This window comes from Saccharopolyspora sp. NPDC045839 (genome assembly GCF_056431645.1).
In genome coordinates this window covers 98,327-112,197 of record NZ_JBWKKH010000033.1, presented here as the reverse complement: position 1 = coordinate 112,197, position 13,871 = coordinate 98,327, and the positions used below count along the sequence as shown (strand labels likewise).

Annotated in this window: 12 protein-coding genes; 10 read left to right on the top strand and 2 right to left on the bottom strand. The window is 64.9% G+C overall.

The window, feature by feature from the left end; translation table 11 throughout:
• Positions 1–147: 147 nt before the first annotated feature.
• Positions 148–846 carry an HAD family hydrolase gene (locus tag AC07EQ_RS34140; protein ID WP_478391949.1) on the bottom strand — a complete coding sequence of 233 codons (699 nt, stop codon included), beginning with the start codon at positions 844–846 and terminating at the stop codon, positions 148–150.
• Between the two features lie 74 nt (positions 847–920).
• On the opposite strand from AC07EQ_RS34140, the gene AC07EQ_RS34135 reads away from it, so the two are divergent.
• The 10 genes from AC07EQ_RS34135 to AC07EQ_RS34090 all read left to right on the top strand — a co-directional run bounded on the left by AC07EQ_RS34135 (position 921) and on the right by AC07EQ_RS34090 (position 12,278).
• Complete coding sequence (locus AC07EQ_RS34135) at positions 921–2,111, top strand: helix-turn-helix domain-containing protein (RefSeq protein ID WP_478391948.1); 1,191 nt, start codon at positions 921–923, stop codon at positions 2,109–2,111.
• 202 nt (positions 2,112–2,313) lie between these two features.
• Complete coding sequence (locus AC07EQ_RS34130; RefSeq protein WP_478391947.1) at positions 2,314–3,459, top strand: radical SAM family protein; 1,146 nt, start codon at positions 2,314–2,316, stop codon at positions 3,457–3,459.
• Positions 3,456–4,016 carry a hypothetical protein gene (locus tag AC07EQ_RS34125; protein WP_478391946.1) on the top strand — a complete coding sequence of 187 codons (561 nt, stop codon included), beginning with the start codon at positions 3,456–3,458 and terminating at the stop codon, positions 4,014–4,016. The genes AC07EQ_RS34130 and AC07EQ_RS34125 overlap by 4 nt, the downstream gene beginning before the upstream one ends.
• Positions 4,013–4,807, top strand: coding sequence for a hypothetical protein (locus tag AC07EQ_RS34120; RefSeq protein ID WP_478391945.1), 795 nt, complete (start codon positions 4,013–4,015; stop codon positions 4,805–4,807). Before AC07EQ_RS34125 ends, AC07EQ_RS34120 begins: the two co-directional genes overlap by 4 nt.
• Complete coding sequence (locus tag AC07EQ_RS34115; protein WP_478391944.1) at positions 4,807–5,922, top strand: phosphoenolpyruvate carboxykinase (ATP); 1,116 nt, start codon at positions 4,807–4,809, stop codon at positions 5,920–5,922. The genes AC07EQ_RS34120 and AC07EQ_RS34115 overlap by 1 nt, the downstream gene beginning before the upstream one ends.
• On the top strand, positions 5,919–6,716 hold the full coding sequence (locus AC07EQ_RS34110; protein ID WP_478391943.1) for a sugar phosphate nucleotidyltransferase: 798 nt from the start codon (positions 5,919–5,921) through the stop codon (positions 6,714–6,716). Before AC07EQ_RS34115 ends, AC07EQ_RS34110 begins: the two co-directional genes overlap by 4 nt.
• On the top strand, positions 6,707–7,357 hold the full coding sequence (locus AC07EQ_RS34105; RefSeq protein ID WP_478391942.1) for an NUDIX hydrolase: 651 nt from the start codon (positions 6,707–6,709) through the stop codon (positions 7,355–7,357). The genes AC07EQ_RS34110 and AC07EQ_RS34105 overlap by 10 nt, the downstream gene beginning before the upstream one ends.
• Positions 7,358–7,381: 24 nt before the next feature.
• The gene (gene wecB, locus AC07EQ_RS34100; protein ID WP_478391941.1) at positions 7,382–8,542 is read left to right on the top strand and encodes a non-hydrolyzing UDP-N-acetylglucosamine 2-epimerase; all 1,161 of its coding nucleotides are present in this window, start codon (positions 7,382–7,384) and stop codon (positions 8,540–8,542) included.
• A gap of 1,476 nt (positions 8,543–10,018) precedes the next feature.
• Positions 10,019–11,776, top strand: coding sequence for a tetratricopeptide repeat protein (locus tag AC07EQ_RS34095; protein ID WP_478391940.1), 1,758 nt, complete (start codon positions 10,019–10,021; stop codon positions 11,774–11,776).
• 130 nt (positions 11,777–11,906) lie between these two features.
• Positions 11,907–12,278, top strand: a complete 372-nt coding sequence (locus tag AC07EQ_RS34090) for a hypothetical protein (RefSeq protein ID WP_478391939.1) — start codon at positions 11,907–11,909, stop codon at positions 12,276–12,278.
• Positions 12,279–12,289: 11 nt separating this feature from the next.
• Here the strand turns inward: AC07EQ_RS34090 and AC07EQ_RS34085 are convergent, their stop codons facing one another.
• Positions 12,290–13,537 (bottom strand): hypothetical protein, encoded by a 1,248-nt coding sequence (locus tag AC07EQ_RS34085; protein WP_478391938.1) that lies wholly within the window; start codon positions 13,535–13,537, stop codon positions 12,290–12,292.
• Positions 13,538–13,871: the final 334 nt, after the last annotated feature.

Below are 13,871 nucleotides of genomic sequence, written 5' to 3'. Positions count from 1 at the left end.
TTCGGCTGAGCCATCCCACGCTCCTCCACAAGCAAACGTGATCAACTCCAGCCACCACCTTGCCACAACAAGATCATTCTGCAAGGACCCCTAAGCCGGGATCGTTGGGTGGCGTGAATCCAACGGAACGCATGATTTCTGGGGCGCTCACAGTACGGTCCTGAGTAGGGATGGTTCCGGCAGCGCCTCGAAGGTGGTTGTTGCGCCGGCGGCGCGGAGCTCCGATGTGGAGTATTTGCCGGAGGCGATGCCGATGATGCGGGCGCCTGTGGCGAGTGCGGCTTTGGCGTCGTTGGGTGTGTCTCCGATGAGGACGATGTTGTTGGGCTCGATGGAGATTCCCAGGTGTTGGGCTGCACGGGTGCGGGCGATGGTGACGAGCGTGGCGCGGTCGTGGTGGTCGTCGCCGTAGGCGCCGATGGCCAGGTTGAGGTACGGGTCGAGCCCGAACGCTTCGAGCTTGATTCTGGCGACCTCGGTGGTGTTGCCGGTCAGCACGCTCTGATTGAGAAGTGGGTCGGCGGCGAGATCCTTTAACGCGTCTTGTGCACCAGGTAGGGCGCGGCCTCGGGCGATGAGTTCGTCGAGTGCGGCGCGGTATCCCTCGACGAGCGCCGTTGCGAGCCGGTTGACGGCGTCCTTGGTTGGGGTGAGGCCGTGTGCTTGGAGGGTGTCGTGGATGATGTCGAGCTCAGTGCGTCCTTGCACGGTCGCGAGCTCGCGCAGGGGTTGGCCCGTAACCTCAGGGAAGACCCGCTCGTAGATCGCGCGGCCGACGCCGCGGGTTTCGATCAGGGTGTGGTCGACGTCCCACAGCACCAGGCGTGTCTGACCGGTGGTAGCCATGAACGTCAGTGTGGCAGGTGATCTCGGCGGTAGCATCCAACCGGCCAACCCATTCTGCTGGGGGATGACGGCGTATGGCTGATCAACTGGCGCAGGACGTGGGCGAGCGTGTGCGCTTCCAGCGGCTTGCCGCGAAGAAGACCCAGGCGGTGGTCGCCGGCCTTGCCGGGATCACCACCGACTACCTCTACCAGATCGAACGCGGCCGGAAGCTGCCGACGGTGCCGGTATTGATGGCCGTAGCGCGGGCACTCGACGTCCATCCCGCGGCGTTGCTCGGAGAACACTCAGGCGCTCCGGTTAGGCCGGGGTTAGGCCAGGTTGAGCTCGGTGAGGCGCTGCACCGGGCGATGACGCTGCCGATCTCGGCGGATGCCGAACCGATGCCGTTGCCGGATCTGCGTCGCCAAGTCGACGACGCATGGCGAGTCTGGCAAACCTCACCGACCCGGTACACCGAAGTCGCCGAGATCATGCCGACGCTGACGATCGAAGCCGAACGTGCACTCCTGCATTCGGAGGACTTGAACGCACAGCGGATCGCTGCCGATCTGTACGGCTTGGTTCGTACGGTCGCCAAGCGCGCGGGACGGGTTGACCTTGCCCAAACAGCCGCCGACCGCGCTCATCGGAGCGCGGTGATCAGTGGCGATGCGCTGCGTGTCGGGGCTGCGCAGTGGAACCGGGCGCATGTCGCCCTCGCCGGTCGGCACAACGAGGTCGCCGAAGATATCGCGATGAGCGCGGTCCGTAAGTTCGGTGAACTTTCCGGACCCGAGGCCGCCGCGGTCTACGGCTCCTTGGTGCTGGTGGGTGGCGTTGCCGCAGCGCGTCGCGGGGATCCGTGGACTGCGCGGGACAGGATTCGTTCGGTGACGCCGGTGGCGTGGAAGACCGGTGAGCGCAACACGTTGTGGACCGCGTTCGGTCCGGTGAACGTGGCGATGCACGCGATCAGTATCGAGGTCGAGGCTGGCGAGGTCAGCCAGGCGTGCCATCTAGCCGAGGACCTGGAGTACGAGCGCTCGCCGTCCATCGAACGCCGCGTCGCCTTCCTGCTGGAGCAGGCCCGATCTCATCAGCAGAGGCAGGACTTCGGCAGTGCCTTGGTGCTGCTGCACACCGCCGAGCGCGAGGCTGCAGAGGACGTCGCCTACCGCCCGCTGGCGCGAAGCGTTCTGCGGACCATCGTGCATCGCGCCCGCCGGACGACTGCGAAGGAAGCGGCGGCGCTGGCAGACCGTCTTCGCATTCCGCTGAACTAGCCCGTCACATCGGCGACCAGGCAACCAGACTGCCCGGCAACCCTGACTGACAGACCGGGTTACCCGTCGGTAGTGGCTCTAGCTTCCTCGTGTGCCCTGGGACCGGACGGCAGTTGAACGCGACTTCCCCGACATCGTTCAGCTGCCTGCCCGCGATCCCCGGTCCCAGGGCTCTCCAGACAGCGACGTAAGGAGGAAGACGATGACGTCGTGGCATTCGTCACCTGTGCGAGTTCGGACTCCGCTTGTGGATCAGCACGCGACATGGCTTGCGGTGAATCCGATCCAGGGGTGCCCGAAAGCGTGCGGGTACTGCTTCCTCAACGAACGTGGCCAGACAGCAGTACACCCGGAGTACGTGGCAACGCCTAAAGAGAGCGCCGAAGCGCTCGTTGCATCGAAGTTCTACGGGCCATCTCGACCGGTCGCGCTGTACACGTGGACCGACGTGATGGCGTTGCCGGACTCCCGCGACCATCTGTCCGGGTTGCTGGAAGAACTCGCCGCGAGCGGGGTGCCGAATCCGGTCGTGCTGATCACCAAGTGCGGGTTACCGGAGGGCACGATCGCGGAGATCAAGGCTGCGCGGCAGCGCGGACTGAGCATCGTGGTGTACGTCAGTTACTCGGGTCTGGGGCGCCACATCGAGCGCGGCGTCCGGCATGAGGCCACCGCTTCGAACTTCCCACGGCTGGCCGAGGCCGGGATTCCGGTCGTGCACTACTGGCGGCCCGCGTTCCCGGAATCGGCGACGACTACGACGATGCAGCAGGTCCTCGATCACGTCGCCGACTACGCGCGGTGCACCGTGGCAGCGGGCTTGAAGGTCGAGAAGGCTGCGCTGGAGCGCTTGTCCCGTCTTTGGCCGGAACTTGCGCACGCCCCGGGCGTGACCGAGGCGGAAGGGGTGTATCCCCGTCCGTTCTGGGAGTTCATCCATCGCACCTGGCGCCGGCATGCGAACTACCCGGTGTTCCACACGAACTCCTGCGCTCTCGCATACGTGTTGCGCACCTCGGACTCATTCGGGATCTTCGGCACCACGGTGTGCCGGATGCGGAACAACTGCCCGGTAGGGCAACGCGACCGGTGCAGGAGAGCCGAGGCCGCTCGAACCCCGCCCAGCCTGGATGATGTCCAGACTGCGCTCACCGACCGCGGCTTGGCCCAGGTCCCGTTCACGTTCGGAGACGAAGGCCGCGAGCTGCTGCTCAACGCGGCAGTAGGTACGGGTCTCGTTGCCGCCTTGACCCAGGACCTCGGTGTTCGAGTCCGAGCTCGGCGCAGCGAATCCGATGCGTACTGGAGCAGCGGTACCGCTGGGGCTACGCCCGTGATTCTCGGATGAGCATCTTGCACGGCGACGATCTTCAGGACGTTATCGCCGAGGTCGGCCGACTTCGGCGGCGATTCGCCGGCACAGCAACTCGTGGGTGGGAACCGGTGACCGCGGCCGCCGAGCTGGCTGTCCAGATCGGGCACCTGGCGTTGTGCCTGCTGCGCCGAAACGGCAGCGACGTGTCGGCGCTGGAAGACGCAGAACGGCCCCTTACCGACATCGGCGACGAGCTGGCCGACGTGGCGTTGGCGGCGTTGAGTATCGCGGTGCTCGCTCACACCCAACCTGCTACCTCACCCCGCGGGTCTGCTTCCGCGGCCAACGAGGCCGAGGCGTTTCATCGGCTGCTGGTGGCAGCCGGAGCGCTGTCGGAGATCGCGATGGTCGAAAATCACTACCGGCATCAACCAACAGGCCGCCTTGTGTCGCTGTCGGAGAGTGCCTCCAACGTGCTCGCGGCATGCGAGGACCTGGCGGATCACCTCGGCCTGAACCTGCTTGCCGAGTTCCGCTCGATGGTGACCGACGCCGACACCTTCCTCGACCGGCGAGGTGAAGCACCATGACCGTCCTGGGGGAGTTCAGCACCCATCGTCGCGACGGTGAGTACGTCGTCAAGCGGTTGACCAGACGTCATCCGGCCGGCGATGGCTTCATCGCCGCCGCGACGCACACCGGGGCCTCGGGAATGCGGGTCTACCTCGCCGCACTGAGGTCGGTCGGCGTGCGCTTGCCCGGTGAGCTGGAGATCGTGGCATCGACCCCGTTGACCGTGTGTCACCGATGGATGCCTGGCCCGACCTTGCTGGAAGCGCTGGAGTCCATCCCTGAGATATTCGCCTCGGCCATTGCCGAGATCGGTGGATGGGTTCGCCGCTTGGATTCTCTTGATGCCCGCATCGACACGAACCTGGCCAACTTCTGTGTCGTCGACGGCAAGCCTGTACTGATCGACGTCTTGCCGCCGCTGATCCCGAGCCAGCGCTCACGGCCGGAGACGCTGTTCGATCGGCTGTTCTCCGGGCTGTGTTTCGACACCGGCGTCATTCTGGACGCACTCTGCGGATACGCGCTCCGGTCCGCACTGCGCGCGGCCACGCCCCGCGTTATCGACGATCTGCTTTCCGTCGTCGACGAACTCACGCGCGACCGGCACGGCGGTAACGGGCTAGCTGACCGCTGGTTCCGCGCGCGACTCCGGATCGCGCTCCGGGCAGTTCGCGCCGACCTCGACCCCGCGGTGGTGCATGACTTTTTTGCATTCACATCAGTTCTCGGGTTTCTGCAACTTGACGAGCGCGGACGCCGACGGCGTGTCGACGAGGTGGCCACCCGCATCTGGAAGTTGGACTTGTGATGGCAACAGCAGCCCCTGCCACCTGGATCTCGTACGCCGGGGACATCGAGTTCAGCATCACCGCCCCCCTCGACTGGGCGGCAGCTCAGCGCCGTTACCTCGCGCACTATCTACCGAGCCGCCTCAGTGACCGAACCCTGCGGGCATTTCAGCTTGACATCACCGTTGATACCGCAGCGTGCCGGGCACTCATCGAGCAGACTGTCCGAGGTCCGTCACGGCGGGTCGAGACGGTCCCGGGCGTGGTTGTGCTGGAGGCGCAGGGCCGCGGCGAACGCTACTTCGCCATCGCCACGGACCACCTGGAGCAGCAGGGCAGCGCGTGGGCGGCCCGGGTACACGACCAGCACATCGAACTCTACCTCGATCCTCGAACTTCGAGGCAGCACAGCTATCCCTTACGGCTGATGCGCGAAGCCATGCTGCGCACCTACGAAGACCACGACGGCCTCGTCTTCCACGCAGCCGGCGCTGATCTCGACGGCCACGGGGTGATGATCTGCGCCCCACGAGCAGCCGGCAAGACAACCCTGCTGACCTGCCTGCTCCGCAGCACCCACGGAAACCTTCTCTCTAATGATCGGCTTATCCTGTATGGCCGCTCCCGGTTGATCGGCGTCCCGCTGCCTGTGCCGATCGCAAGAGGGACCCTTGACGTTGTGCCCGAACTCGCCCGCGCGACGGCCACGCTGTCCCGGCCACAGCGTGACATCGCTGAGCTCCCCACAACGTTCGGCGCGACGCTCAAGGCAGAGTTCAGCGCCCGCGAGTACGCCGACGCGCTCGGCGCAGGCTGCGTTACGGGCTCTTGGCTGAAAACCATCCTCGTGCCGCGGTTGACCAACACGGCAGACCCGGTCCAGATCACGCCTCTACCTGCCATCGAGGCGCGAAACATATTGCTGCGCAATTGCTTCACGCCACACGACGAGTTCTGGATTCAGCCCTGGCTAGTGCCCCGCACGACATCCGACCACGATCTCAGCGACCGTGCTCGTCACCGTATTGACGACATTGTCGCCACGGTTCCCTGCTACGCAGTCCACTTCGGCGTCCGCAGTCCGCTGGACGAACTCGACACCGCCATCGAAGACCTCCTCAGGAGCGTGAGATGAGCCTGACACCGTTCCCGGCTGTGGTCACCGCTGCCGGATCCGCGACACGCTTTCACCCGTTCTCGCAGGCTGTTCCGAAAGAAATGCTGCCTGTCGGCGCCACGCCAGCCGTTGAGCACGTCATCGGTGAGTGCCTTGCCGCCGGCGCCACGGAAGTCATCGTCGTCACTCGGCCTGGTGATCGTGTCGTCCCGGACTACATCCAGCATCTGCGCTGCGGCGGGATGCCCGTCGAGTCCGTCGAGGAAGACCTCGCTCACGGCTATGGGAACGCCACACCGTTGCTGACCCTGCGCGACAGGCTGGCCGCAGTCGATACCTTCGCTGTCGCTTTCGGCGACGACCTCCTGCTCGGCGAACCGGCACGTGGCAGCAACCTGGCGGCAATGCGCCGGCTTGCCTGGGAAAGGGCGGCCGTCATTGCCGGCCAGCTCGTTCCCATCGACGACGTCGCTTCGTTCGGCATCATCGACACCGACCCGTCGTATCCGGGCTTGGTCACGTCTATCCGGCAACGCCCGCCGTCGCATACCGTGGACGAACCGCTAGCGGTCGTGTCACGCCTGATTCTGCGCCCGACCATCCTCGACCGGCTGGTGCCGACCAGGCGGGCACGTGGTGAAGTGGACCTCGGCATCGCCGTCGGCGACCTCGCCGCAACAGCAGCGGTGTCGGTACATCGAATCGAAGGCCACTGGGGCACCGTCGGCGACCCCCAACACTACGCCGAGACTCTGAGTACCTACTGCAATCTCCACGAAAACCAGCTCACCAAAGGACAATCGTGCCACTGATCGACATCTACAACGACCGGTACCAGCACATCGGCACCGAGGACAAGAAACAAGCCCACCGCGAAGGTCACTGGCACCGAACGTTCTCCGCTCTCGCTCTGGCCCCCCGGCGCAGGTGCGTCTACCTGCAGAAGAAAGCACCCGGCCGGTACTCCTTCAACCGGCCCGACTACGCCGACATCACCGTCGGCGGCCATTACCACGCCGGCGAAACCATCCCTGACGGCATCCGCGAGGTCCACGAAGAACTCGGCCTCGCGATCACCTACACAGACCTGCATCCCATCGGCCTACGTCAGACCGCAGTCACCCTCGCACCTGACTACATCGAACGCGAATTCCAGCACTGGCATCTGCTTCCCCTCGACGTCGCCTTGGAAGACATCCCGTTCGCCGACGCCGAAGTTACCGGCCTCGTCGAGTTCGATCTCGACGACGCCCTCCGCCTCCTCGCCGGCGACACCACCGCCATCGTTGCCCGCTACGCCACCCGCAGCGGCCACGGCGTGAGTTACGACGAAGGCCCCCTTGCCCGCACTGACCTTGTCCCGAACTACCTTACCCTCGACCAGCTCTACTTGCGGCTGTTCCTCGCCGCACAGCGGTTCTGCGCCGGCCAACGACGGCACCTCTTCTGGTGACACAGCACGAGGAGGCCCCTCTCGATGCGCATCGCACTGGTGCTCGGAACCCGGCCTGAAGCCATCAAACTTGCGCCCATCGCGCGGCTTCTCGCCGGAGAGGCGTTCATCATCCACACCGGACAGCACTACACCACGGGCATGACCGGCGACCTCACCCCACACCTGACCCTTGACATCCACCCCAGTAACTCACGGGGACAGCAACTTGGCAGTGGGATCAGCGCGCTGGATCCCGTACTGCGGAAAGCACGCCCTGACGTCGTGCTCGTGCAAGGGGATACGACCTCCGCGCTGGCCGGAGCACTCGCCGCTAGCACAATCGACATCCCGCTAGTCCACGTCGAGGCTGGGCTCCGAAGCTTTGACCGCGCCATGCCCGAGGAACACAATCGCGTTTTGATCGACCACCTCGCCGACCTCTGCTGCGCACCCACCGGCCTCGCACGAGAGAACCTTCTTGCCGAGAACATCCCCGAAAGCCGCATCGCCGTCACCGGGAACACCATCGTCGAAGCCGCGACCGCGGCCCTACCCAGCCGCGACGAGCAGAACAGCATCCTCGACCATCTCGGTCTCACCGGCGAGACATTCGTCCTGGCGACCTTCCACCGTCCCGAGAACACCGATGACCCGGACGCGATGGAAGCCATCCTCAACGAACTCGCGAAGCTGCCGGTGCCGGTAGTGCTGCCGCTGCACCCGCGAACCCAGCATCATATCGTCGCTCACGGCCTGGAAAACCTCGCTGACCAGCTGCGCCTGACCGGCCCGCTCCGCTATCCAGCGTTGCTCGCTCTGATTCGTCGGTCGGCTCTGGTGATCTCCGATTCCGGCGGTGTCCAGGAAGAGGCTACCGTCCTCAAACGCCCCGTTCTCGTCGTCCGCAACAGCAACGAACGCCCAGAAGTTGAGGGAACCTTCGGCCGCCGTAGCCTTCCCGGACCAGACATCACCCGCATTACTCAATCTTGGCTGGCTCATCTACCGTCGCTGCATCGTAGAGTGGGTCTTGCTCCATCACCGTTTGGAGACGGGGCTGCCGCCGAGCGCATTGTCCGAGCAACAAGAGCCTTCACTCCGCACGTAGATGCGTCTGCACGGGTCCCGGCGGAAGCTATGAACGTCGATCACCGCAGGTCACAGCTTCCCCGCAACAGACAGCGGGCGGTGGCACGGCCATGACGATTACGGAAAGGGCAGCACAGGTCACAGGAGAAAACGCACTGCGTCAACGTCTCCAGTATCGTTGTGGCTTATTCTGCTCTGACAGTGTTTCGGTGCGCTGTGTCGGAGGAGAGTAGTTCTTCCATCACGGTGACAGTGAGGGCACCCTTCGGCGTCGCAGCCTCGCATGTGGACATCGTTGGAGAACCGCACAGGAACGGTGTGAACGCGGCGTGTCGATGTGCGAAGAACGCGAGCGCCTTGTGGTACGTGTAATGGTTCTGGTGGTACGGCCAACGAGGATCCTGAAAGGACGTTTGCCCATGTCTGACGATCCAGCCGACTCTCAGGTCGAGGTACAGGAAGGCGACGGCGAGACTCCCTGGTACGACGCCAATGGCACGCCAGTCTGGTCGGTCGGGCCGCAGCTGTAAGCAAAGCGGGCTCGCCGAGGCTAGTGTGTTAGGGGCAGGCCAGGACCTGGTCAGCTTGATTGGCTGATCAAGGTGTGAGCGGGTGCATCAAAGACGGACTGTATGTCCCGTCCGCGCCCCCTGCGCAAGCCGGGCTGTACGCGAGGAGGCTCGCGAGGCCGCAACGGAGCTGCTGCCCGCCGCTCCCGAAGCCAGGGAGCCGCGATTGCGCGGGCCGTCTCCGTTGAGTCGCGGGAACTATGCGTTCTGCGGACTTCGATTCTGTCCAAAGCGTGGCGACGAACCAGACGTGGGAGTGGCCAGCCTAGTTAAACAGTATTCGTTTCTAAAAATGTGAACAGAATGAATGTAGGGGTCGAGATGCCACGATAGTGGGGTTGAGTGCCGTAGCGGCCCGCCGTCTGGCTGATTTTTCACTACTCTAGTTGAGATGCTCACCACTTTATCGATGCATGTTTTGTGTTCCTGATAACGCGTATGTCGCGCAGGGTGCTGGCGTGTTTTGTAATGAATGACATTTGTTGAGCGACATAGTCTGATGGACGGTTCGACTCGGGTCTGCTGGGTCGGCTGGTGGAGGGGAGGGTCCGCCGGGCGTAGGGGTGGCAGGTGCGGGCACTCGGGGCGCCAGGTTCGGGGGCTGTCGGACGCAGCGGGGAGCGACGTGGTCGGGGACGGGGCGCGCAGTCGGGACGGTGATCGAAGTCTGGAGCAGGGCTCGGATACGGCGAACACGATGTCGGGCGCCGTGGCGGGGTCAATGGTTCAGGCGGGTGTCGTGCATGGTGGTGTGCATATCCACGAGGCCACTGCGATGCCGCGTGTGATTCCGCGGCAGCTTCCTTCCGCGCCGGCGAAGCTGGTGGGCAGGGACAGTGAACTCCATGAGCTTGACTCGTGGGCTGTCCGAGCGAACAGTGGTCGGCTGCTGGTGGCTGTGGGGGGCTCAGGTGGTGTAGGGAAGACTGCGTTGGGGGCGTCGTGGCTGCGTCGGTTTGAGTCCCGGTTCCCTGATGGCCAGCTGTATGTGGATTTAGGTGCGGTTGATACGACTGGGCCGATGTCGCCCAGTGAGGCGCTGGGCCGTTGTTTGCGTGCCTTGGGTGTGGCCTCTGACCAGGTGCCGACGGACTTGGAAGACCGTGCCTTGCTGTACCGCTCCATGACGGCCCGGAAGTCCATCGCGCTGTTGCTGGACAACGCGGTGTCAGCCGCCCAGGCGCGCCCGCTGATTCCGATCTCGGAAACGAGCGCGGTTGTGGTGACCAGTCGCGCGCGACTGGTCGCGCTTTCCCTGGATGGCGCGAGGTTTCTTGATCTGGCTCCGTTGCGACACGACGCGGGAGTGGAGCTGCTGTCCTCTGTGCTCGGTGAACAGCGAGTGCTGCGAGAACAGGCCAGTGCGATTGAGATCAGTCGCTTGTGCAGTGGGTTTCCCCTTGCCCTCTCGGTGATCGCAGCACGCCTTGCCGCTCATCCACAGTGGATGCTGGAAGAATTCGCGGAACAGTTACGAAACGAAGCGCGCCGCTTGTCGGAGTTGTCGTTGGCTGATGACGTGTCCGTGAGGGCCGTGTTCGATGCGTGCTGCCGAGATCTGTCGGAACCGGCTGCTCGTCTGTACCGGCGGCTGGCGGAGTGCCCAGGGGAGGACTTCTCACTTGAGTGTGCGGTTGGCATTGCGGCAGACATCGATAATGTCAAGGACAGCATGGAAGAGCTGGTCGAGTCGAACCTGATTCAGGAGCTCGTACGCCACCGCTATCGCTATCACGATCTGCTGCGTCTGCACGCTCGGCAGCGTGGTCAGGAAGAGGAGACCGAGCAGGAGCGTGCACGGATGAAGCGGGCGTCCCTACTCTGGTACCTCGACCACGCTGTCGGGGCGGACCTGAGGGTGAACCCGCAGCGATGGCGCCTCGGGCCAAGGTTCGATGGGGCCTCGGCGCAGTTCGACTCGGCTGAGGATGCGTTGCACTGGTTTGAGCAGGAACGCGCCAATCTCATTGCCGCGGTGACCGAGGCATTCGAGCTCGAACACTATGACCTGTGCTGGCAGCTCTGCGAAGCGCTGTGGAGTTTCTTCCTGTACCGCAAGCACTACCAGGACTGGATCATCACCCACCGCATCGGGATCACTGCTGCGGAGAGAGATGGGCACCGATTGGCGGAAGCCCGCCTGCGGTGCCAGCTCGGGTTCGCCTACCTTGATCTCCGGCAGTTCGATATGGCCTCTGACCTCTGCAGGCCAGCGTTGGCGCTGGCCGAAGCCGAAGGCCACCACGACAGCATCTCCACTGCGCTGTCGCAGCTGGGCAAGGCCGAACGTTCGCGCGGGAACCTCGAGGCGGCCTTGGGTTACTTCCGGCAGGCACTGGAGCTGGCCATGCAGAGCGGGAACCGGCGAGGGATCGCGCTGCGGCTGCGCAGGGTCGGGCTCGTCCTGGCCGACTTGGGCTACGCGGCAGAAGCCGTGGACTGCATGCAGCGTTCCGCGGCGATCCTCAACGAGCTCGGCGATCAGCGTGGGCATGCGCGGGCCCTGACGTTCCTCGGGCAGACCTATGCTCGTCTCGATCGCACCGTGGAGGCCGGCGCGGCCCTGTCCGAGGCTCTGCAGGTGATGCGGGAATCGGGTTCTGCGACATACCAGGCAGACATTCTCTGGGAGCTCGGATCCCTGACCGAACGCACCGGCCATGTCACGGCTGCCCGGCAGTACTGGGCGGAGGCACAGGAGCTGTATCGCGACGCGGGGCACCCTCGGTGGGAGGAAGCGCGGGATCGGCTCGCGGCGTCGGAATCGCAGACTCGGTGACCGCCGTCGCGACCCTCGGGGCAGGCCACCGCAGCACAGCATCGCGTGCCAGCTGAGCCGTCCTGACGGTGGTCGTTGGACGCGCAGTGAAGAGCAGATATCCGGCCGCGACGGCGCAGCGGAAAGCGGCATGGGGGAGTCCAGCGCCGGGATCCACGGCTGTGACCGGGCCGGTTCGCGGGAGGATCTCGTAGCGGTGGGCCGCTACCGCGGTCACGACGAGCTGGCACCCCGGAAACCGGGAGAGCAGCGCACGCCCCGCGGTCGCACTCGTCGCCGGGTGGCGGATGCGCTCGTCGACGAGCACATCCGCCAGCTCGCAGCCTTCCGGTACCGAGTCCTGGACGAAGGCGAGCAGGAATTGCCGAAGGATGCCCTCGGTTTCCGGCAGCGGCGCCCAGGTGACCTCGACAACGCCGCGGGCACGGCGGTCAACCCGAAAGCTGGGCACTGCCGGTGGGAGGTCGTGAGAGGTCTGGTGGGGGTGCGCGGTCGGCCATAAGGGTGACGGGCTCATGGCGATACCTCCGGAGGCGTTTCCTGCAAGGGGCCGGTGAGCGGCCGGGGGAGCGGTAATGGGGCGAGCCACGCGGGGTGGGCAGGCTCGGGAAGGCCCATCAGCTCGTACATGCGGCGCCGCAGAATCGTGGCGGCGTGACCAGGACGAGAGGTCAGCCGAGCCATCATGCTCGCCCCTACCGCCGGACTGGTGCTCCGGATCGTTGCCTGAAGCTGGTCGCCCACGGGACGGTCGAGTGTGAGGCGTGGAGTGGTCCGTGCGAGCGCGTCGGCGGGACTGCCGGGCCGAATGTTGCCCTCCGGGAACGCTGCCAGCATCGTCGGAACCCCGAGCGCGGCGCCGTACTGAGTGGCGGAGCCGTGATCGCCGAGCAGGACATCCGCGGCGATCAGGGCCGCCCGCCAGCCCTCGTCCGGCGGCATAACGAGCATGCCTCGTCGCGTGCAGTCCGACAGCCAGGCGCGAACCTGCCGGTGACCATGCACCGTCCAGACATTGGGATGCAAGGACGTCACGACCCGGAACCGGTCCGAGGGGAGCTCGTCGACAAGCCGACGAAAAAGGCCGGGACGCTGCCCGAAGATCGACTCGGCCGACCACGTCGAACTGACCATGACGAGGGTCTGCCCCCCGCCGACCCCCAGTTCGTGCCGGTACTGCTGGCGGTAAGGAAGGCCGGTCAGCATGCGGTCTATGCACAGATCGCCGGCGACCACTGCCGCCGGGATGGCCTCCGGGCAGGATTGCCGGAGTACCTCCAGTTCGTCGTCATGCGAGAGCACCAACGCCGAGGGCACCACACGCCCGTTGCGTACCAGCGTCTCGCGAACCAAGTCATGCTGGGGAAGTCCTGCTGAGCCTTCCTTGCGGGACCGCAGCCGGGATCGCATCGTTCCCGCCCCGTGCGATGTGACCAGCACCGGTCCTCTCACGACGTCGGTGAAGCTCCTGCTGGCAGCGAGGACGAGGTCGAAGTCGTGCTGCATGGCTTGATGCCAGGGAATCACGAGGCCACCCTGGGCTCGCACGAACTCCTCGGTTCCATGCCACGTCGCGACGGTCTCCGGCACGGTGAAGACCGTCTGCACCCGATGATCCGACTCGATCAGCGTAAGCAAGTCGGCCAACCGGGCGCCGGCGACCATGTGCGGCACCATCACGAGCACTGTGCGGAAGCCACTGTGGGTGAGTCGTCGTTCATGCCCTGGGCCCAGCGGCCCGTTGACCCAGATCGGGTACATTCGCCACCTCCTGGCCGAACCACTGCCGCCAGGCACCTGATGTGCCTTGATCACGGACGTGGTTCGTGACGAGGACCAGAATGCGAAGCGACACTCGCAGTACTGCGGTGATCAACTCACCGAAAAGCCCGAACACACAGGTAATCGACACTGAAGTCGATCATTTCCCTCTGGTGGACGACGGAAGACGATCATTTTTTGGGAGTTGAGCGCGGTGTGTGGGGCTCATGGAACTCTGCGGTCGAATTCTGCTTGCACTGCAGTGGAAGTTGATGTTGTCGCACACGTGTGCATACGGCGATCGGCCGCTGTACGGCAGCAGGGAGGGGAGGAC